At 63.5% G+C, this 18,904-nt stretch carries 18 protein-coding genes, 1 tRNA gene and 1 pseudogene; 12 read left to right on the top strand and 8 right to left on the bottom strand.

Annotated features, from left to right (window positions below; all coding sequences use genetic code 11):
• Nucleotides 1-105 precede the first annotated feature (105 nt).
• Nucleotides 106-975 (bottom strand): CAF17-like 4Fe-4S cluster assembly/insertion protein YgfZ, encoded by an 870-nt coding sequence (gene ygfZ / locus G365_RS0103370; protein ID WP_019644095.1) that lies wholly within the window; start codon nt 973-975, stop codon nt 106-108.
• A 308-nt stretch (nt 976-1,283) separates the two neighbouring features.
• Here ygfZ and G365_RS20130 point away from each other — a divergent pair, with 308 nt between their 5' ends.
• The 7 genes from G365_RS20130 to G365_RS0103330 all read left to right on the top strand — a co-directional run bounded on the left by G365_RS20130 (nt 1,284) and on the right by G365_RS0103330 (nt 9,569).
• Complete coding sequence (locus tag G365_RS20130) at nt 1,284-2,345, top strand: glycosyltransferase (protein ID WP_019644093.1); 1,062 nt, start codon at nt 1,284-1,286, stop codon at nt 2,343-2,345.
• Nucleotides 2,342-3,340, top strand: coding sequence for a glycosyltransferase family 9 protein (locus tag G365_RS0103355; RefSeq protein ID WP_019644092.1), 999 nt, complete (start codon nt 2,342-2,344; stop codon nt 3,338-3,340). Before G365_RS20130 ends, G365_RS0103355 begins: the two co-directional genes overlap by 4 nt.
• A 1-nt stretch (nt 3,341) precedes the next feature.
• The gene (locus tag G365_RS0103350; RefSeq protein ID WP_019644091.1) at nt 3,342-4,148 is read left to right on the top strand and encodes a glycosyltransferase family 2 protein; all 807 of its coding nucleotides are present in this window, start codon (nt 3,342-3,344) and stop codon (nt 4,146-4,148) included.
• A gap of 21 nt (nt 4,149-4,169) precedes the next feature.
• Nucleotides 4,170-5,183: a glycosyltransferase family 4 protein gene (locus G365_RS0103345; protein ID WP_019644090.1), complete on the top strand. Its 1,014-nt coding sequence runs from the start codon at nt 4,170-4,172 to the stop codon at nt 5,181-5,183.
• Nucleotides 5,184-5,278: 95 nt separating this feature from the next.
• Complete coding sequence (locus G365_RS0103340) at nt 5,279-6,361, top strand: glycosyltransferase (RefSeq protein ID WP_019644089.1); 1,083 nt, start codon at nt 5,279-5,281, stop codon at nt 6,359-6,361.
• Nucleotides 6,361-8,118: an asparagine synthase (glutamine-hydrolyzing) gene (gene asnB, locus G365_RS0103335; protein WP_019644088.1), complete on the top strand. Its 1,758-nt coding sequence runs from the start codon at nt 6,361-6,363 to the stop codon at nt 8,116-8,118. The genes G365_RS0103340 and asnB overlap by 1 nt, the downstream gene beginning before the upstream one ends.
• A gap of 116 nt (nt 8,119-8,234) precedes the next feature.
• On the top strand, nt 8,235-9,569 hold the full coding sequence (locus G365_RS0103330) for a dihydroorotase (protein ID WP_019644087.1): 1,335 nt from the start codon (nt 8,235-8,237) through the stop codon (nt 9,567-9,569).
• A gap of 283 nt (nt 9,570-9,852) precedes the next feature.
• Here the strand turns inward: G365_RS0103330 and G365_RS0103325 are convergent, their stop codons facing one another.
• From G365_RS0103325 to G365_RS23365, 3 genes and pseudogenes are all read right to left on the bottom strand, one after another.
• Complete coding sequence (locus tag G365_RS0103325) at nt 9,853-11,076, bottom strand: TRAFs-binding domain-containing protein (protein ID WP_211217649.1); 1,224 nt, start codon at nt 11,074-11,076, stop codon at nt 9,853-9,855.
• A 4-nt stretch (nt 11,077-11,080) separates the two neighbouring features.
• Entirely contained in the window at nt 11,081-11,509 is a 429-nt protein-coding gene (locus G365_RS23750) for a TIR domain-containing protein (protein ID WP_155976093.1), read from the bottom strand.
• Nucleotides 11,510-11,772: 263 nt separating this feature from the next.
• A pseudogene (locus tag G365_RS23365) lies at nt 11,773-12,174 on the bottom strand (integrase core domain-containing protein); the annotation flags it as partial.
• Between the two features lie 257 nt (nt 12,175-12,431).
• Here G365_RS23365 and G365_RS22635 point away from each other — a divergent pair.
• A complete protein-coding gene (locus G365_RS22635; RefSeq protein WP_019644084.1) occupies nt 12,432-13,202 on the top strand; it encodes a hypothetical protein in 771 nt (256 codons plus the stop codon).
• Nucleotides 13,203-13,220: 18 nt separating this feature from the next.
• Here G365_RS22635 and G365_RS0103310 read toward each other — a convergent pair whose 3' ends face one another.
• The 4 genes from G365_RS0103310 to G365_RS20120 form a co-directional block, all read right to left on the bottom strand.
• Nucleotides 13,221-13,667, bottom strand: a complete 447-nt coding sequence (locus G365_RS0103310; protein WP_019644083.1) for a GNAT family N-acetyltransferase — start codon at nt 13,665-13,667, stop codon at nt 13,221-13,223.
• Nucleotides 13,668-13,777: 110 nt separating this feature from the next.
• Nucleotides 13,778-14,257: a GNAT family N-acetyltransferase gene (locus G365_RS0103305; RefSeq protein ID WP_019644082.1), complete on the bottom strand. Its 480-nt coding sequence runs from the start codon at nt 14,255-14,257 to the stop codon at nt 13,778-13,780.
• Nucleotides 14,258-14,262: 5 nt separating this feature from the next.
• On the bottom strand, nt 14,263-15,138 hold the full coding sequence (locus G365_RS0103300) for an ABC transporter permease (protein WP_019644081.1): 876 nt from the start codon (nt 15,136-15,138) through the stop codon (nt 14,263-14,265).
• On the bottom strand, nt 15,135-16,130 hold the full coding sequence (locus G365_RS20120; protein ID WP_019644080.1) for an ABC transporter ATP-binding protein: 996 nt from the start codon (nt 16,128-16,130) through the stop codon (nt 15,135-15,137). The genes G365_RS0103300 and G365_RS20120 overlap by 4 nt, the downstream gene beginning before the upstream one ends.
• Before the next feature lie 330 nt (nt 16,131-16,460).
• On the opposite strand from G365_RS20120, the gene G365_RS0103290 reads away from it, so the two are divergent.
• From G365_RS0103290 to G365_RS22630, 4 genes are all read left to right on the top strand, one after another.
• Entirely contained in the window at nt 16,461-16,892 is a 432-nt protein-coding gene (locus G365_RS0103290) for a GNAT family N-acetyltransferase (RefSeq protein ID WP_019644079.1), read from the top strand.
• Between the two features lie 105 nt (nt 16,893-16,997).
• Nucleotides 16,998-17,447: a MerR family transcriptional regulator gene (locus G365_RS0103285; RefSeq protein WP_019644078.1), complete on the top strand. Its 450-nt coding sequence runs from the start codon at nt 16,998-17,000 to the stop codon at nt 17,445-17,447.
• Between the two features lie 98 nt (nt 17,448-17,545).
• Nucleotides 17,546-17,621, top strand: a tRNA-Val gene (locus G365_RS0103280).
• 164 nt (nt 17,622-17,785) lie between these two features.
• Nucleotides 17,786-18,796, top strand: coding sequence for a winged helix-turn-helix domain-containing protein (locus G365_RS22630; RefSeq protein WP_019644077.1), 1,011 nt, complete (start codon nt 17,786-17,788; stop codon nt 18,794-18,796).
• Nucleotides 18,797-18,904 lie beyond the last annotated feature (108 nt).

Here is an 18,904-nt window from a genome sequence, read left to right as displayed (position 1 = left end):
GCCCTGCCGGGCTGACTGGGCCATTGAGGCCCCGCGCGACCATTCGCGCGTAAGCCAAGCGGGCGGATGCCCGCGCCCGGCGTGTGAGGGACCAATAAAGCGCCGTCAGGCAGCGTCCGGCGGCAGCTTCACCCAGTCGGGAAATGTGACGGTCACGGCGATGCCGTCTGCCGTCAGGGCCGATCCGGCCTTGACCGGGGCCAGCTTCAGCATGGCCAGCGCCAGCGTGCCGCCCTGTCCGTCATCAACGGCGGAACGCAGGGTGCCGACCTCGATACCGCCGTTGTCCAGCACCGGGGTTCCGGCGGGCAGGGCGGGGCCGTCAAGGCGGACCGGCAGCAGACGCTTGCGGGTCAGGTGCTTCCACTTCATACGGGCGGTGGTTTCCTGCCCGATGAAGCAGCCTTTCCGGAAATCAACGCCGTTCAGGTCGTCGAAGCCGTATTCCAGCGCAAAGCCCTGCTCGGGGCTGAGGTCAGCGCTGCCTTCCGGCAGGCCGAGGCTCAGCCGGTGGCGCTGCCACGTCAGCAGGTCTGCCGCAGTGCCGGGGGGCAGGGCAGAGTCCGGCCCGATCAGGCGCGCCCCGGCGTCAGGGTGGCGGGGGTCCGCGAAGGCGGTGACCCCCGGCAGCGTGGCCGGGGCTGCCGATGCGGCGGCAACTTTCAGGTCGGTGACGGTCAGGGTGACTTTGGCCCGCAGCCGGAACCGGCCAAGGCGGGTCCGCAGATCGTCCAGCCGGTCGGCGTCGGTCTCCAGAAACAGGCAGGCGGTGCCATCGGCATCGGTGCCGGGCACGACGAACAGATCGGCGATGACTTTCCCCTGCGGCGTCAGAAAGGCTGTCCACACCGCAGCGCCGTCGGTGACGGCAGAGATATCATTGGTGACCAGCCCGTTGAGGAAGGTCACGCGGTCATCCCCGGTCAGGGCGATGACGCCCCGGTGGGGCAGGCGGACGGAAAAACTGTTGGGCATGGAAGCTCTCTTTCTTGATTAAATAATATCCGGGTGAAAATCCCGGCCCATTTGAAAATGGCTATCCTGCACGGCAGAAAAGGGAAGAATGCCCGATGCCAAAGGTAGGATATCATCAGTATGTGGTGTCTGGTGCTGAAAAAGGCAAGGGGCAATGTGATCATATTTTTGGCCTGACCCGGTCTCTGTCACCGGTTTATCACGGTGGTGCCGATGCGGGGGACTAGCCATTTGCGGGATCGCGCCCTATAAGAAGGGCACCGTCCGCCCCTGTGCAACAGGGCTGAACCACCGCGGAGCCGTACTGAATGCGTATCGTGTTTTTCGATGATTCCCTTCCTTTCGATGGATCGACGCCGGATAACCGGCCGTTGGGGGGGGCGGAGAAAGCATTGGCCGCATTGCCCGGCGCACTGGCCACGCGCGGGCATGATGTGATTGTCTATAACCGCACGCCCGATGCGGTGCCGGTCGGCGGTGTCCGCTGGCAGCCGCTGTCGGGGCCGAAGGTGACGAGCGCTGATGTGATGGTGGCCTTCCGCCGTCCCGGCCTGCTGGATGAAAGCATGTCTGCCGGGCGTCGCCTGCTGTGGGCCACGGCCCACCCGTCTTATCTGCATACCGAGGCGGCGGACGCCCTGTTGATCCGCCACGGTGCGGCGATCCTGTTTTCCAGCGATGCGCAGCGCGCCGCCTATGGCGGCCAGCGCCCCAATCTGGTGATTCCGCCGGGGCTGCGGATGCCCTATCTGGCGGCGCTGGAGCGGGAAGAGGCCCCGGCCCCGGTGGCCCTGACCACCGTGCATCCCGGGCCGGAGCTGGAATGGCTGATCGCGGTGTGGACGGAACTGATCCACCCCCAGCTTCCGCAGGCGCGTCTGAAGGTGTTTTCTGCCCTGCTGGCCCGCGCCCAGCGCGGCGAGGCGATCCCCGAGGCGCTGCACGGCCTGTACGCACAGGCCCGTCTGGCGCAGGCCAAAGGGGTGGAGATCTGTGATCCGCAGGGGGACCGGCGGATGGCGGAGGAATACCGCGCCGCCCGCGTGCATCTCTACGTCCCGCCGATGGAAGACCTGATCAACTGGACCCTGATGGAAAGCCAGTCGTGCGGCCTGCCTGCGGTGGCGCTGGCCCGTGGATCGGTGGAAGAGCGGATCGTCAACGGCCAGACCGGCTATGTGGTGCCCGATGCCGATGCCTTTGCCAATGTGGCGGCGCAGATCCTGAGTGATGACGCGGTTCATGCCTCGCTGTCAGAGGCGGCGGGCGATCTCAGCCGGAAGCGGACGTGGGATCAGGTCGCCGGGCAGATGGAACGCCTGCTGGGGTTTGAGGATGAGGCCGCGCCCCTGCCGGGAGCAGAGGCATGAAGCGTCTGCTGTTCGTGACTTCCACCCGTATCGGGGATGGGGTGCTGTCGTCCGGCCTGCTTGACGCACTGATTGCCGAAATGGGGAACAACGGCACCGAAGAGGTGCGGGTGACCGTTGCCTGCGGCCCGCTGGCTGCCCCGCTGTTCGAGGCGGTGCCGGGGCTGGAGCGGATCATCGTCATGACCAAGCGCAGGCGCGGCGGTCACTGGATTGATCTGTGGAAGCAGGTGGCCTTTACGGCGTGGGATACGGTGGTGGATCTGCGGCGCTCGGCGCTGGTCTGGACCCTGCCGCTGGTGCGCCGCCGTCTGACCCTGCCGAAGGAGACCGGGGCGCTGATTCACCGGGTGGTGCAGATCGGCTCGGTGATCGGGCGGGGGCAGCGCCCGCCGGTGCCGCGCCTGTGGCTGACCGACCGGCACCGCGCCCGGGCGGCGGAGCTGATCCCCGATGGCGGGCCGGTGCTGGCGCTGGGGCCGACCGCCAACTGGCGGGCCAAGACCTGGCGGGCGGAACGTTTTGCCGACCTGATGCAGCGGTTGACCGGGGTCGGTGGCGTTCTGCCGGGGGCGCGGGTGGCGCTGTTCGGTGGCCCGGGGGAGCGCCCGCAGGCTGAAGCCCTGATTGACGCGGTGCCGGAGACCCTGCGGATCGACCTGATCGGCAGCATTGACCTGCTGACCGCCTATGCCTGCCTGCAACGCTGTGCCCTGTATGTGGGCAACGACAGCGCCCTGATGCATCTGGCGGCAGCGGCGGGGATCCCGACGCTGGGCCTGTTTGGCCCCAGCGAGGATGCCCATTATGCCCCGTGGGGCGAGCATTGCGCCGTCCAGCGGACCACGGTGCCCTTTGCCGACATCTATCCGCCGGGGTTTGACCACCGTACATCCGACACGCTGATGGATACCCTGACCGTCGATGCGGCGGAGGCGGCGGCGCGCGGCCTGTGGCAGCGCTGCTGGGGTCTGGAAGCGGAGGGACGCGGCTGAAATGGTGGCTGACAGCAGAAAGCCGACCCTGACCGCGCTGGTGGTGGTGCATAACGAGCAGGAACGCCTGCCGTCGTGCCTTGAGCATCTGCGCTTTGCCGATGAAGTGGTGGTGGTGCTTGACCGCTGCACCGATGCGTCGGCGGAGATTGCCGCCGAGTTTGGGGCGCGGCTGGTTTCCGGTGGCTGGGAATGTGAGGGGGACCGCCGCAATACCGGCATCGCCGCCTGCACCGGCGACTGGATTCTGGAAGTGGATGCCGACGAACACGTACCGCCGGGGCTGGCGGCGGAAGTGCGCACGGTGATTGCCACCACCCCCTATGACTGGCATGTGGTACCGGTCGATAATTACATCGGTACCCGGCTGGTGCGGCACGGCTGGGGCTCCAGCTTCGGCAAGGCGGGCTGCCCGGCCCTGTTCCGGCGCGGGGTCAAGGTGTGGGGGCGGCAGCGGGTCCATCCGGCGCTGGAATGGTCAGGGAAAAAAGGCCCTAATTTAACCATTCCTTTACAACATTTCGTAGACCGCGATGTGTCTGATATGTTACGCCGTCTGGACCGATATACGACCGCCCGGGCAAAGGATCTGGTCGAAAGCGGTCGCATCGGCGGGCTGGCGGATGCGTTGCGGTCGGGAGTGTCCCGGTTTTTTCGGGTCTTTTTCTCCCGTAAGGGTTACAAGGAAGGGCGAATTGGTCTTGCGGTTGCACTCTGCACGGCCCTGTATCCGGTATTTTCGCACATTAAGGCGGTGGAAATGACGGAACAGAACGCCCGGAAAACGGCGGTGGCACCCGACCGTTAAGAGAAAAGGGTATCGGTGGGTATGGGGCACATCATCATCGCTGATGACGGTCTTGTTTTTGACGGGTTAACGCCGGAGCGTGGCCCGTTGGGCGGGGCTGAGACAGCGGTGGTGGAGCTGGCCGGGGCGCTGGCCGCCCGGGGGCACCGGGTGCAGGTGTTTACCCGCTGTACCGCCCCCCTGACGCACCGGGGGGTGGAGTGGCTGCCGCTGGCCGGGGGGCTGCCGGGCCACTGTGATCTGTACATCGCCAACCGATCCTACGGCCTGATCGGTGCCGTCCGGCAGGCGCGGCAGGTGTTCTGGACCCATAATCCCTGCCAGTACATGCTGAAGCCGCGCTATCTGTACCGGCTGTTTTACACCCGCCCGACCGTGGTGTTTGTCGGGGACTATCACGCCGCGACCTATCCGGCGTGGGCTCCGTCCGGCCGACGGGTGGTGATTCCGCTGGCGGTGCAGGAGCCGTTCCTGCGCGAAAGTCTGCGTCAGCCGCCACCGCCCCGCGCGGTGTTTACCTCTAATCCGCAGCGTGGCCTTGACTGGCTGCTTGACCGCTGGCAGGCGGAGATCCATCCGCAGGTGCCGGAGGCTGAGCTGCACCTGTATTGCGGGGCGGCGGTCTACGGCGGCCACGGCGCGGCGGCGATGCAGGCGGTGCTGAACCGGGCCCGGGGCCTGCACGGGGCCGGGGTGGTGCTGCATGCCCCGGTGCCGAAGGCGGATCTGATCCCGGTGCTGCGCGACAGCCGGGTGCTGCTGTACCGGGGCGACCTGAACGAGACATACTGTCTGGCGGTGGCCGAGGCGCAGGCGCTGGGGGTGCCTGCCGTGGTGCAGCCGCTGGGATCAATGCCGGAACGGGTGATCGACGGCGAAACCGGGTTTGTGGCCGCCGATGACGCGGCGTTTTCGGCCCGGGCGGTGGATGTGCTGCGCGACAACACGCTGTGGTCAGCCCAGCATGCGCAGGCCCTGACCCGGCAGCGCGGCTGGCGGTGGGATGATGTCGCCGCTGCGTTTGAAGGGCTGTAAGCGCCTGTAAAAAAGGAAAAGCGTAGCTGTGCCCTTTTCTGGTAAGAAAGGTGGGCGGCGCTGCCGCCGCATCAGGATTTACCCAAGAGGCAAACGTGGAACAAGCAGCGGATCTGCGGATTCTTCAGGCAATGGCCGGGGCCAGTCACGGCGGGGCGGAGCTGTTCTTTGAGCGGCTGGTGCTGGCCCTGCACCGGGCCGGGGTGCAGCAGCATATTCTGATCCGCAGCAACGCCGAACGGGCAGGCAAGCTGATTGAGGGCGGTATCCGCCCGGTGGAGCTGCCGTTCGGCGGACGGTTCGATTTTTCCACCAAGCGCAGGTTTACCGCCGAGATCCGCCGCTTCCGCCCGTCGCTGGTGCTGACGTGGATGAACCGCGCCACCGCGTTCTGTCCGTCGCCGCGCAAGGCCGGGGTGCCGTTTGTCCGGGTGGCCCGGCTGGGCGGCTATTATGACCTGAAGTATTATCAGGGCTGCGACCATCTGGTGTGCAATACCCAGGATCTGGTTGACTATGTGATCCGCGAAGGCTGGCCCGCCGCGCGGGCGCATTACCTGCCTAACTTTGTTGATGAACGGCAGGCCCCGCCGGTCAGGCGGTCGGATTTCACCACCCCGGATACGGTGCCGCTGCTGTTTGCGCTGGGGCGGCTGCATGAGAACAAGGGCTTTGATACCCTGCTGAAGGCGGTGGCCCGCCTGAGCGACGTCTATCTGTGGCTGGCCGGTGACGGGCCGGAGCGGGCGGCGCTGGAGGCACTGGCCACCAAGCTCGGCATCCGCCCGCGTGTGCGCTTTCTTGGCTGGACCGATGCCGCCCCGGCCCTGCACCGGGCGGCTGATCTGTTTGTCTGCCCGTCACGGCACGAGCCGCTGGGCAATGTGGTGCTGGAGGCATGGGCACAGCAGCGCCCGGTGCTGGCGGCGGCCAGTCAGGGGCCGTCGGCACTGATTGAAAACGGCGTCAATGGCCTGCTGACCCCGGTTGATGACGATGCGGCGATGGCGGCGGCGATCAAGGGGGCGCTGCGCGACCGTGCCGCCCTGACGGCGCTGGCAGATGCCGGGTATGCCAGCTTCCGCGATGGGTTTACCGAAGCGGCGGTGGTTGACCGCTACCGGGCATTTTTTGCGGCGGTGACGGCACAGACCGCCGGGGCGGGGGATGCGGGCTGATGTGCGGGATTGCCGGGTTTTTCAGCACCGGGGCGGCTGCCCCCGGTGATGCGGTGCTGCGCATGGCGCAGGCCTTGGCCCACCGGGGGCCCGACGGTGTGCATGTGCATGCCGATGGCGGGCCGGTGGCGCTGGGGCACAGCCGTCTTGCGATTATTGATCTTCAGACTGGCGATCAGCCGCTGTTCTGGGATGGGGGCCGGGTGCTGGTCGCCAACGGCGAGATCTACAACGATCCCGCCCTGCGCGACGATCTGACCGGCCAGCCGTTCCGCACCCGGTCAGACTGCGAAACCCCGCTGGTCTGGTACGGGCAGGATGGCGCGGCGTTCCCCCGCCGTCTGCGCGGCATGTTCGGCATCGCCCTGTACGATCCCGCCGACGGGGTGATGGTGCTGACCCGCGATCCGTTCGGCATCAAGCCGCTGTATCTGGCGGAAACCCCCGGCGGCATCGCGTTTGCGTCAGAGGCGCAGGCGCTGGTTGCGGGCGGCTTTGTCACCCCCCGGCTGGATCCCGCCAAGGTGACGGAGCTGCTGCAACTGCAGTTTACCACCGGCGACCGCCTGCCATTGCAGGGCATCCAGCGGCTGATGCCGGGCGAGACTGTGGTGCTGAAGGCCGGGCGGATCATCGAGCGTCGTCGCCAAAGCCCGCTGCCCGATGTGATCACCGATATCCGCGATGAGGAAACGGCGGTGACTCTGCTGGATGCGGCGCTGGAAAACAGCGTGCTGGCGCACCAGCGGTCTGACGTGCCCTATGGCATGTTCCTGTCCGGCGGCATTGACAGTTCGGCGGTGCTGGCGCTGATGGCCCGCCTGAACCCCCAGCCGGTGGTGGCTTTCACCGCCGGGTTCCCGGAAACGGCGGTGCATGACGAGCGTGACCACGCCCGGGCTCTGGCCCGGCAGGTGGGGGCAGAGCATCACGAAGTGGCCGTCACCGCCGCTGATTTCTGGCAGCATCTGCCGCGCATGGTTGAAAGCATGGATGACCCGGTGGCCGACTACGCCATCGTGCCGACCTGGCTGCTGGCGCGGGAAGCGCGGAAGCAGGTGCGGGTGATTCTGTCCGGCGAAGGCGGCGATGAGCTGTTTGCCGGGTATGGCCGTTACCGCAGCTTCTGCCGCCCGTGGCCGTTTGCCCGGCCGATGCGGCGCAGCGGCACTTTCGACGGGCTGGGCGTGCTGCGCGATACCGGCACCGGCTGGCGCGATGGCATGGCGGCAGCGGAGCGGGCGGCGACGGCGCGCTTCTCTGACCGGCTGACCCGGGCGCAGGCCATCGACATCGCCGACTGGCTGCCCAATGACCTGCTGCTGAAGGCCGACCGCTGCCTGATGGCGCACGGGGTCGAAGGGCGGGTGCCGTTCCTTGACCCGGTGGTGGCTGATGTAGCGCTGCGTCTGCATCCGTCACTGCGCCTGCGCGGAAAGACCGGTAAGTATATTCTGCGCCGCTGGCTGGACCGGGTGTTGCCGCAGGCCCGGCCCTTTGCGCCGAAAAAAGGCTTCACGGTGCCGGTCGGTGAATGGATCGCCGCCGATGGGGCGCGGGTCGGCGCGCTGGTGGCCGCCAGCCCCGGCGTGGCGGAAATCGCTGACCCCGACGCGGTGCGCGCCCTGTTTACCGCCAGCGGCAAGCAGCAGCGCTTCGCGGCGTGGAGCCTGCTGTTCTACGCCCTGTGGCACCGCCGCCATGTGGCCGGGCAAGGGATGGACGGCACAACGCTGGATGTGCTGGCCGCCCGCTGACGGCTGGCCCTGTCGCCGGAAAAGCTTTAAATTTTCCTTCCGGCGTCCCTTCCCCTTCGGGGGGAAACACGTTAGCTAAAAGACAGATCTCCCCCTGGCCTGTGATGGAGCCCCCGATGAGCGACACCCCCCGCTATGATCTTGTTCTCACTCAGGGCTCCGTCTGGATGCCGGGCGGTCTGGTCCAGACCGATATCGGTGTGCGCGACGGCAAAGTCGTGGCCTTCGGCACGCTGGCCGGGCAGGGGGCGCAGGAACTGGCACTGAACGGCCTGACCGTGCTGCCGGGGGTGGTTGATACGCAGGTCCACTTCCGTGAGCCGGGGCTGGAGCATAAGGAAGATCTGGAAACCGGCACCCGTGGCGCGGTGCTGGGCGGTGTCACCGGCATTTTTGAAATGCCCAACACCAAGCCTTCCACCACCGATGCCGCCGCCATTGCCGATAAGGTGGCGCGCGCCCGGGGCCGGGCGTGGTGTGACCATGCCTTTTTCATCGGGGCCACCGGCGATAACGCCGTTGATCTGGCGGAATGGGAAAACCTGCCGGGGTGCAGCGGGGTCAAGATCTTCATGGGGTCTTCCACCGGATCGCTGCTGGTGGCGGAAGATGAGCCGCTGCGCAACATCCTGCGCCACGGTCGCCGCCGCATCGCCGTGCATTGCGAAGATGAGCCGCGCCTGATTGAACGCTGGAATCTGGTGAAGGATGGCGCCCCGGTGCACATGCATCCGGTATGGCGCGATGAGGAAACCGCCCTGCGGGCCACCATGCGGCTGGTGCGTCTGGCGGAGGAAACCCAGCGCCGCGTGCATGTGCTGCATGTCACCTCGGCGGAGGAAATGGAGTTTCTGGCGGCGCATAAGGAATTCGCCACCGTCGAGACCACACCGCAGCACCTGACGCTGGCCGGGCCGGATGCCTATGACCGGCTTGGCACCCGGGCTCAGATGAACCCGCCGATCCGCGATGCCCGCCACCGCGACGCCCTGTGGAAAGCGGTCGAGGCCGGGGTGGTGGATGTGATCGGCTCTGACCACGCCCCGCATACGCTGGAAGAAAAGGCCAAGCCCTATCCGGCCAGCCCGTCGGGGATGACCGGGGTACAGACGCTGGTGCCGGTGATGCTGACCCACGTCGCCGCCGGGCGGCTGTCGCTCGGCCGCTTTGTTGACCTGACCAGCGCCGGTCCGGCCCGCATCTATAATATGATGAACAAGGGCCGCATCGCCCTTGGCTACGACGCCGATTTCACCATCGTTGACCTGAATGCCCGCTGGACCATCACCGACAGCTGGATCGCCAGCCGCGTCGGCTGGACGCCGTTTGACGGCTTCGAGGCCACCGGCCGCCCGGTGCATACCATCATCCGTGGCAACATCGTCATGTGCGATACCGCCCTGCAGGGCACCCCGGTCGGCCAGCCGGTGCGCTTTCAGGAATGCCCGTAACCCTGCCGGTCATACCGTGCCGTAGACAGGCCCCCGGAGAAATCCGGGGGCTTTTTGCTGCTTATCTCATCTGCTACAACCAGAGGGGGCTATATCAGTAGCAGGCTATGAGCGGGTGGTGCCTGATCAGTGCTTTTATCGAGATCATACCCAAGCGCGGGCAGGAGCGAGACCAAAAGATCCCCTCCTGGACACCAAACCGACGGCTGCCTGACCCTACTCCTGAGGCTGAACTGTCAGGTGATTACCAGCTCTGTACACAAAGAGGTCAGGGGCAGGTGTATCAGCCGTCGAGTTTGTCCGAAAATTTGGGTTTGTGCGCATGGTAAGTTTCAACTTCCCACTGATCAGGATTTTCCTTAAAAAACAAAGATTCATATTTATTGGCTTCATCGTAGTTTCTCAAGTGCAAATTGCAATTTGCCAGAGTAGCGTAAGCCCATTTTGGATCTTGGCTGTAAGTGTCTTGTATCTGTTTCGAAAGAGATTCTATTATTTCTTTCCTCGTTCTTTTTGCTTCAAATCTACTGGAAGCGGCCTCCTCTTCATCGATTGTGGTTTCAGCCAGCATATCAAGGCATGTTGCGTAATTTTCCCCTGTGTAATAATTTCTTGAGAGAATGTATCCGCGCTTATATGCGTTGATAGATAAGTTGAGGGTTTCTTTGTCGCCGTTGGTTTCAAAAAGACGTTTATAAATGGCTCCAACAAGACCAAGGGTTTCTGGATCATTCGTGTCATCCTCACTGTATATTTTTGAGATTATGGTGAGGGCTGATAGAAGTGATGTCTCCTTACTGGGGTGTTCGGACTTGTATAGGCAGAGCGCATGCTGCTGAATGAAGTAATGTTCATCTGGCATAATGGAGGATGCCTTTTCCCAAAGTAAGGAGGACCCTATAAAATCTCCATTTGCTTTCAATTCTTTTGCTTTCTCTGAAAAAGCAAAAACATGATTTTCTTTTTGAAGAAGTCGCGATATAACTTGCTTATAGTCTTCATCTGATAATTTATGTGGAGTGATTCCATTCAAATATTCAAAAAGAGGGCTATCGGTTCCACCTTGCGCTTCTATTGATTTGATCATCTGTTGGAGCCGATTTTGACATTCCTGCGCTTCCGATGCGCCGACATCATCCCCAAGGTGGGTGTATATCAGAAAACGATTGTGATCGAGATCGAAGGGAATTTTCCCCTCTTTGTCCTTAAGGATTACCGTGTGGTTTGGTCTTGCTGCGTGCCTTATCCCTAATTCATAAATTGCGTTAGGATTAAGCGTGGTAATATCTGCAATTACTAAGTCAGCTCTTACGAGCAATGCATACATGCTCTTATCAATGATGCCAGAATCCTGAATTTCATCTGCCCTGACACTCGTGTAACCACAGTTTTCAACGGCAGGCTTAATTATGTTGGCGTATGTTTTGTCGAGATCGTAAGTTTTCCCTGTTGAAAAGTCTGTTTTTTTACCGAACCCCATGATCGTAAAGCACAGCTTGTCTTTCATTCTCTCAGACTCCATTGGGAACAGGGTGGCTTAATCTCTTGCAAATCTTTCTAATGATGGCAGGGGTGTTAAAACCGACAGGGCCGCCCTCATTGTCAGCCTTTTGAATGAATAAGGGGACATTTCCCGTATAGCCGTGAGGAAGAATCGAAAGGATTGGCTTATTGTATTCGACAGCAACTTCAACTTCAAATTTGCACCAAGTGCTTCCCCCCATCGCCATTCGTGCGAAAATAATAAAATAATTGCACTGCCTCACTTGTTCGCGCAGCGCCGCTTTAATTTGGTTCACGCGATTTACATCGAGGGGATCATGAGATGGAACTGAGTAATTGAGATAATCAAGACCATACTTATCAAATTTTTCAACCAGACTGGCGTAGTCCCCGTCGTACGGCCAGCGGTGAGAGATCATGATGTTGGGTTTTGTCATTTTTTCCTCATTGGTAGATTAAAGCTTCCTGAGATTGTAAAAATATAAGATGGTCTTCCTTTGATTGTTTCGATGATACTCGCTTATGGGCTATCCCGAAAGTGATCGTGTATTCAGGTAGAGCTGAAAATCCATCACTCCCTTTGTGCACAGAAATGGTAATCACCTGACAGTTTCGCCTCAGGAGTAGGGTCAGGTGGTAGTAGGTTTCGTGGCGATGGAGGGAGTGTTTTGGCCTCCCTCTTGCCAGCGTTTGGGAATGCCTTGGATAAAGGCGCTGATGGGGGCCGCCCGTACATGTCTCGCCTCTGATGTGGTCTCCACTGGTTGTCGTGGATGAGATAAGTATCAAGGGCGGTCTGCATCTCGGCCACGGTTTCAAACCATGTTTTACGCCCTTCAACACCGAAGTGCTCGTCGAGCAGGGGGCTGCGGAGGCGCTCCATGATCCCGTTGGATTGGGGCCGGGAGACTTTTGTCCGTTTGTGCTCAATCCCTTCAAGTTGAAGGAAAAGTTCATAAGGATGCTGGTCAGGACGTCCGCAGAATTCGCGGCCATTGTCGCTGAGTACGGCATCAATCCTTGCATTATGTTCTTCAAAGGTTGGCAGGGCCTCATTGTTCAGGGGCTGGACTGCGGTGATCGGTAGCTTGGTAGTGAACAGGTCAACCGGCACGTCATACTCCTGAGAGTGTGAGAGGCCGCGCCTCTCACGCGGGGTGCGGGGCAAGGCCCCGCGTCTGGCGGGCGCGTGGTTCCGCTGCCTGTCTCAGCCACCGTCCCGCCACCCTTTCCTCTGGAATTGTGTCGGGCCAGCCCTTTTTGCGGGAAAAATACAGAGATAGGTTGTTTTCCCGCCGCTGCTGTCGCACTGTCACCGCGCCCCGGGCGGAATCGGGGTGATTATGCGGAAGGCAGAGAATGCGGAATGGACTGCTGGCGGCGGGGATCGCCGCTGTGTTGGCCGTTGGGGTGTCGGGGTGCGCGACACAGGGCCCAGCCGGGGGTGTATCTCCTCAGGCCGGGGGCGGCGGGGTTCCTCACAATGCGTTTTATGCGGCGCTGGAAGATGCGGCAATCCCGGAACCGAGGGAAGAGGACCACGATCTGGTCTCGCTGGCCCCCGGCAGTGCCGGACTGGTGGAGCGGCAGACCGCCACGGGCCGCGAAGTGCTGATGGCGATGTTCACCACCGCCGAGACGGTGCAGAAGTTTTATTCCACAGAGACCGGAAAGCTGCCCCCCGGCAAGCCGGTGCTGTGGGTGACGGCGGTGCCGCAGATGCAGGCCACCTGCGCCGACTGGGCAGCGGGGGAGGCACGGCGGCAGCGGCTGATCCGCTGGCTGGGGCTGCCCCCGGCGTCGAAGAGTGACAGTGTGGTGGAGATCTGGGTTCCTGCTGACCGGCTGCTGCGCCCGTGTTCTGACCCACGGACTGATATTTCGGCCTGTTCGGCCACCGGCCCGGTGGCGGAGACCGCGCCGGGGGTGCCGGATTACCGCACTTTCTTCGCCGGTCTGTATGTGCAGTCTTACAGCGTCAACGGTGCGCCGTGGACCCGCCTTGGCTATACCTATGACTGGGATGTGCATTCCACGACCCACCGGGGGGCCAGCGAGTTTATGGTCTCGCCGGAGACCCCCTATACGGTGGCCGGGCGCTGGCCGCTGGAAGCGTACTGCACCCGCTGACGGTACCGCAGGCTTAAATTACCGCGTGGCGGAGATATCCTGTGACTCCAGCGGGCCACTGATCCAGAACAGATCATAGGGCCCGCTGTCGGTCAGGAACGGGGCCCCGGCGCTGGAAAAACCAAGGCGCTGGTAAAAGCCATAGGCTGATTCCTTACTGTACAGCCAGACGCCGGTGCTGCCGGGGGCTCCTGCGGCAAAAATGGCTTTCAGGCCAAAGGCGACAGCCTGCCGGGCCAGCCCCTTGCCTTCATGGCCGGGGGCGGTGGCAAGGGCCCGCAGATGCCATTGGCTGGCCAGCACCGGGGCAGGCAGCCCTTCGGCATGGTCGGGGGCTGTTTCCGGCGTAAAGGTCACGACCGACACCAGCTCTTCATCCAGAAAAGCCCCGCACTGAAAGGCCTGCGGTTTGGCATCCTGCAGGGGCTGCGCAAAGGCAGGCTGGCCGGAAGCGCCGTCCTGCACGGGCAGGTCGGGGTTCAGGCGGGCGCGGCGGAGGGGAAGGGTCTCTGCCCGGCTGATGAAGCGGACGGAGACCGTTCCGGTGGATGCTTGTGCGATGATCAGGGACCCTTTCAGGCCAGGGGTCCGCAGATCCAGAACAGATCATGCGGCCCGGTGTCGGTGGTAAAGGTGAGTCCGGCGCGGGAAAACCCCAGCCGGTCATAGAAGCCATAGGCAGCAGCGCGGCCATAAAGCCATACACCTGTGCTGCCGGGGGGAGCAGTGCTGAAAAGATGACGGAGCCCGAAGCCGATGGCCAGCCGGGCCAGCCCCTTACCTTCCTGCCCGGCAGCGGTGGCGAGAGCCCGGAGCCGCCAGGGGTGAGAGAAGGGGGGAGGGGACAGGCCACCCGGATGGGACGGAACGGCTTCCGGGTGGAAGGTAACAACGGATAGCAGTGTACCGCCGATAAATGTACCACACTGGAAGGCATCCGTATGCCCCTGTGCGTTGCGTTCCGCCTCTTCCGGGGTTAAATCCGGGTTGAGGCGGGCGCGGCGCAGCGGCACAGTCTCCGCCCGGGAAATGAAGCGGACGGAGACGGCTTCCATCCTGCTTATCCTTTTACACCCTTATCGCGGCGGGCGACACGGCTGGCGCACCACCACAGGCACAGGGCGACCCAGCCGGCGACCACCGCCAGCGAGGTGAGATAGGCCGGGCTGGCCAGAACAGTGGCGGCATCGGCATAAAACGGGGCGCGCACGATGGTCAGGGCGTGGGCCACCGGGTTCAGGGCCATGGCGGTGCTGAGCCAGCCGGGCACCCCGGTGGTGGGGAACAGCGCGCCGGACAGCAGCCACAGCGGCATCAGAAACACCATCATAATGGCATGGAAGCCGGAGGTGGATTTCATCCGCCATGCGATGGCAAAGCCCAGCGCGGTATAGCCGAAGGCCGACAGCACCATCGCCATCACAATCAGGCCGATGCCGCCCGCCGTGACCGGCAGGCCGAGGAAGGGCACTGCCAGCAGCAGCAGAAAGCTTTGAAACAGGGCGATGGATGATCCCCCCGCGACCTTGCCCAGCACAATCGCCAGACGCGGCACCGGGGCGACCAGCACCCCCTGAAGGAAGCCCTGATCGCGGTCTTCAATCACCGTGATGGTAGAGAAGATGGACGCAAACAGGATCATCATCATCAGCACGCCGGGATAGAAGTACTCAAGGTACGTCATCCCTTCCATCCCCGGCGGACGGAACGACGGGGTAAAGCCCGCCCCAAGAAAGATCCAGAACAGCAGCGGCTGGCCCAGACTGCCGATCACCCGGTGCGGCTGGCGGATAAAGCGGGTGAATTCCCGCCGGGCCAGAGCGAAGGCCGGGCCAAGCAGGCCCGGGGGCGACAGCGGCTGTGCGGACAGATCGGTGGACGGCAGGGTCACGGCGTCAGAATCCAGTGCGGCGGCGGCGGTTTCGGGGGTGGTCATGCTGTCAGCTCCGGCTGGCGTCTGGCGCGGCTGTCGGTCTGGTCGGCTTCGGCGGCAAAGGCGGCGGTGCGCCCGGTGACGTGGACGAACACATCTTCCAGATCCGGCTGCTTGACCCCGATGGACAGCACATCATCCCGGTGGTTGGCCAGCACGGCGGCAATCAGCGGCACCGCTTCTTCCGGCGGAATATTCTCGATCCGCAGTTCATCGCCGTAGCGGATCGGCGTGCGGGCAAACCCGGTTTCCAGCACGGCGGCAAAGGCGGCGGGGTCGCGGGGGCGGATCACCACCATCTCGGTGCCGACCATCGCCTTCAGGCGGTCGGGGGTATCGTGCGCCAGCAGGGTGCCATCGCGCAGGATGGCGACGGAATCGGCAAACTCGGCATCGGAAAACACATGGCTGGTCATCAGCACGGTCATCCGGCGGTCGCGTTGCAGGCGGCGCAGGGCAAGAATGAAGGACCGGCGGCTGGCCGGGTCAAGGCCGGTGGTCGGCTCGTCCAGCAGCAGGATCTGCGGGCGGGTTGTCAGGCACTTCGCCAGCTCCACCTGCCGGGCCAGACCGCCGGACAGGGTTTCCACCCGGTCGCCCAGCCGGTCTTTCAGGTCAGACCAGCTCAGGGCCTCGGTGATCCGCGCTGTGGCGGCGGCCCCGCGCAGGCCGTGCAGCTCGGCATGCAGGGTCAGGTTTTCCTGCACCGACAGGTTTTTATCGACCGCCGGGCTTTGGAACACCACCCCCATCAGTGGGCGGATCCGCTCCGGGGCCGTCGCCAGATCATGACCGCCGATGGTGACGCTGCCCGATGACGGGGTCGCCAGCCCGCACAGAATGCGGAACAGCGTGGATTTGCCGCTGCCGTTGGGGCCTGACAGAATGCAGAACTGTCCGTCGGCGATCTCCAGCGACAGGTCGCGCAGCGCATTGCGGGCGGACTGACGGCGCGTACCGGGGTAGGTATGGCGTAGATTGCGAATAAGGATCATCTGCACGGCTGCCCTGATAACACCCGCCCTGACCCGGTCAGCCCCGGTGGCCTGCTGTGTCATGCGGGGCGCGGAACGGTGACGGTGACTGGCGACGACGGTGATTTTCGGTATCCGTCCGGGGCCGGGGGTAAGCCATGCAGCGGGCTGCGGCTGTGCCGTCCGGCCGGACGGCCACACTTATTCCATACCCCGCCGGATACCGCAAGCCGGATGGCCTGCCGGAAGGGCGGGGCACGGGGGAGAAGACATCCTCTCTTCCAGCAGATAAGCTGCCGCTGCCCGGCGTCAAGCCGGGGTGGCTCCCCCTTATACGGATACCCCTGAGAGATGGCTGTTTCCCTGCACAGTATCGCCAACCCGACCGAGGCTGACAGCAAGCCGGTGTGGGATGGCCTGCGCCAGTATAATATTGTCGCCAGCCGCCTGCCGATGAACCGCGAGGATGTCTGCATTCAGGCCCGGGCAGAAGATGGCACCGTGGTCGGCGGGCTGGTCGGATACCGCCAGTGGGACTGGCTGTATGTTGATCTACTGTGGATTGATGACAGCCAGCGCGGCACCGGTCTGGGGGCATCGCTGATGGCACAGGCCGAGGCGGAGGCCGCCGCTGCCGGGTGCCAGTGGACGCGGCTGTATACCTATGACTTTCAGGCCCCCGGCTTTTACGAGAAAATCGGCTATGAGCGCTGGTGCGTGATGGATGGCTACCCGCCCGGCCATTCCCAGATCTGGTACCGCAAGCGGCTGACGGCGGCGTAACCGCCGGGGCTGGCCTGACCAGATCACACCCCGGTCACGGTTGCGGGGGGCCTGTCCGGCCCCTATATCTCTAAAAGGTATAGGTTTAAGGAGAGGCCCCCGGCGATGAGACCCCAGACGGCCAAGGCGATGACCATCGGTACCCTGTCGGCGGAAAGCGGCTGTAAGGTGCCGACCATCCGCTATTATGAACAGATCGGCCTGATGCCGCAGCCGGAGCGCAGCAGCGGCAACCAGCGCCTGTATACCCATAAGCATCTGGACCGGCTGCGCTTTATCCGGCACAGCCGCGATCTGGGCTTTACGCTGGATGACATCCGCGAGCTGCTGACGCTGGCGGCGCACCCGGACTCTCCGTGTGAACAGGCCGATGCCATTGCCCGCCGCCACCTGCGGCTGGTGCGTGACCGCATCGACCGCCTGCGCAAGCTGGAGCAGGAACTGGAGCATATGGCCGTCTGCTGTCATGGCCCGACGGTGCAGGAATGCCGGGTGATTGAAATTCTGTCTGATCATGGCAAATGCCTGTCAGACGGCCACCCGCCGCTGGATTGACCGCCGCGCCGCATTCAGGTGTTGAGTTTGTGCGGGAGGTGGGGTAAAACATCGCTCCCGCGATAAACCGGGCCGTTCTGATGGCCGTTTGTCTGCACGGGCGGTTAGCTCAGTTGGTAGAGCGCCTGCTTTACACGCAGGATGTCGGCGGTTCGAGCCCGTCACTGCCCACCATTCCCCCCATAAGACTTTTCTGTCCCGCCAGCCCTGTGGCTGCTGCGGGGGTGTCGTCATGGCTTGACGGTATTCCCCCGGTTTCTCCCCTCTCCGGGCTTTCCGCTAAGGTTTCGGTTTCTTCCGTGCTGGAAGAGACCGCAGACACAGACAGGAGAGCCGCGATGACTGCCGAGATCCCCGCAAAAAAGCCGTGGATGAAGTTCTATCCCGCTGACTGGCGGGCTGACCCGCAGCTGCGCATGTGCGGGCTGGCTGCCCGTGGCCTGTGGGCGGAAATGCTGTGCCTGATGCATGAGGCGGACCCCTATGGCCACCTGACCGTTAACGGGCGGCCGGTCACGGATGCGCAGCTGGCGATCCTGTGCGGCATCACCCCGGCAGAGGTCACGGCCCTGTTGTCAGAACTTGAAGACGCCGGGGTTTTCAGCCGGGCGGCCCGGGGCTCGACCATCTATTGCCGCCGGATGATCCGCGATGAACAGAAGCGCAAAGACGGCGAACGCAGCGCAAAGACCGGGGCGCTTCCGGGATCACGCAGAAGTCGAAAAGCCGTTGAAACGAAACAGAAAAATTCACCACCCCCCGCCGAAGAGGCTGCGGTTTGCGGTGGGGTGGCGGTGCAGCCACCCCCGACCCAGAGGCCAGAGCCCATAAGCCAGAAGTTAGAGTCCAGAGTGGAGAGGCTACAGCCCGGCAGCCAGATAGCCTTGCCGTCGCGCGCTGCTGCTTCCACTCCCCTTGACGGGGTTGCAACGGTCAGGGTCTGGCCTGATGCGGTGGATCTGGTTGCTGCCTTTGACGACGCCCGCGCCGACTGCTGGGGGGAGGAGATGCGGCGGCCCTGGCCCGCTGCCACCGACGCCCCGACCGCTGCCGCCGCGCTGAAGCGGGGGGCGGAGCTGGAGCTGCCGGGGGCGGAGACACTCAGCCTGTGCACCGGGCTGTTCCGGCAGCGGATGGCCTCGATGCAGGCCAAGGGCCAGACCCCGCCGCAGACGCTGCGGTTTTTTGAACAGGCCATCGCCGATATGCTGGCCGCTGCGGTGGCGCCGCTGCCGTCGGCCCGCCCGGTCTCCGGGGGATGGGGGCAATCCGGCAACGGAAAATACCTGACGGGGGCAGATGCTGACCGCGTCATTCTTCAGACGTTGGGTCTTCTGCCGGATGACTGATTCGGCTAGAAATTAATTATAATAATCATTATTAATTGATATTGCGGCTGCGATATAGCCTCAGGCGACCAGATTGCCCCCCCAGACTGCCCCGGTGCGTCGGGCTGG

The sequence above is a fragment of the Novispirillum itersonii subsp. itersonii ATCC 12639 genome (assembly GCF_000381985.1).
In the GTDB taxonomy this organism is placed as follows: Bacteria; Pseudomonadota; Alphaproteobacteria; order Rhodospirillales; family Rhodospirillaceae; genus Novispirillum; species Novispirillum itersonii.
This window is presented reverse-complemented; position numbering and strand designations above follow the sequence as displayed.

Excerpts from the sequence above, each read along its gene's own strand:
- G365_RS0103355 (WP_019644092.1), top strand. The coding sequence starts at position 2,342 with ATGAAGCGTCTGCTGTTCGTGACTTCCACCCGTATCGGGGATGGGGTG.
- G365_RS20120 (WP_019644080.1), bottom strand. The coding sequence starts at position 16,130 with ATGATCCTTATTCGCAATCTACGCCATACCTACCCCGGTACGCGCCGT.
- G365_RS0103330 (WP_019644087.1), top strand. The coding sequence starts at position 8,235 with ATGAGCGACACCCCCCGCTATGATCTTGTTCTCACTCAGGGCTCCGTC.
- G365_RS22630 (WP_019644077.1), top strand. The coding sequence starts at position 17,786 with ATGACTGCCGAGATCCCCGCAAAAAAGCCGTGGATGAAGTTCTATCCC.
- G365_RS0103305 (WP_019644082.1), bottom strand. The coding sequence starts at position 14,257 with ATGGAAGCCGTCTCCGTCCGCTTCATTTCCCGGGCGGAGACTGTGCCG.
- G365_RS0103290 (WP_019644079.1), top strand. The coding sequence starts at position 16,461 with ATGGCTGTTTCCCTGCACAGTATCGCCAACCCGACCGAGGCTGACAGC.
- G365_RS0103285 (WP_019644078.1), top strand. The coding sequence starts at position 16,998 with ATGAGACCCCAGACGGCCAAGGCGATGACCATCGGTACCCTGTCGGCG.
- G365_RS23750 (WP_155976093.1), bottom strand. The coding sequence starts at position 11,509 with ATGACAAAACCCAACATCATGATCTCTCACCGCTGGCCGTACGACGGG.
- G365_RS0103345 (WP_019644090.1), top strand. The coding sequence starts at position 4,170 with ATGGGGCACATCATCATCGCTGATGACGGTCTTGTTTTTGACGGGTTA.
- G365_RS0103325 (WP_211217649.1), bottom strand. The coding sequence starts at position 11,076 with ATGAAAGACAAGCTGTGCTTTACGATCATGGGGTTCGGTAAAAAAACA.
- G365_RS0103300 (WP_019644081.1), bottom strand. The coding sequence starts at position 15,138 with ATGACCACCCCCGAAACCGCCGCCGCCGCACTGGATTCTGACGCCGTG.
- G365_RS20130 (WP_019644093.1), top strand. The coding sequence starts at position 1,284 with ATGCGTATCGTGTTTTTCGATGATTCCCTTCCTTTCGATGGATCGACG.
- G365_RS22635 (WP_019644084.1), top strand. The coding sequence starts at position 12,432 with ATGCGGAATGGACTGCTGGCGGCGGGGATCGCCGCTGTGTTGGCCGTT.
- ygfZ (WP_019644095.1), bottom strand. The coding sequence starts at position 975 with ATGCCCAACAGTTTTTCCGTCCGCCTGCCCCACCGGGGCGTCATCGCC.
- G365_RS0103350 (WP_019644091.1), top strand. The coding sequence starts at position 3,342 with ATGGTGGCTGACAGCAGAAAGCCGACCCTGACCGCGCTGGTGGTGGTG.
- asnB (WP_019644088.1), top strand. The coding sequence starts at position 6,361 with ATGTGCGGGATTGCCGGGTTTTTCAGCACCGGGGCGGCTGCCCCCGGT.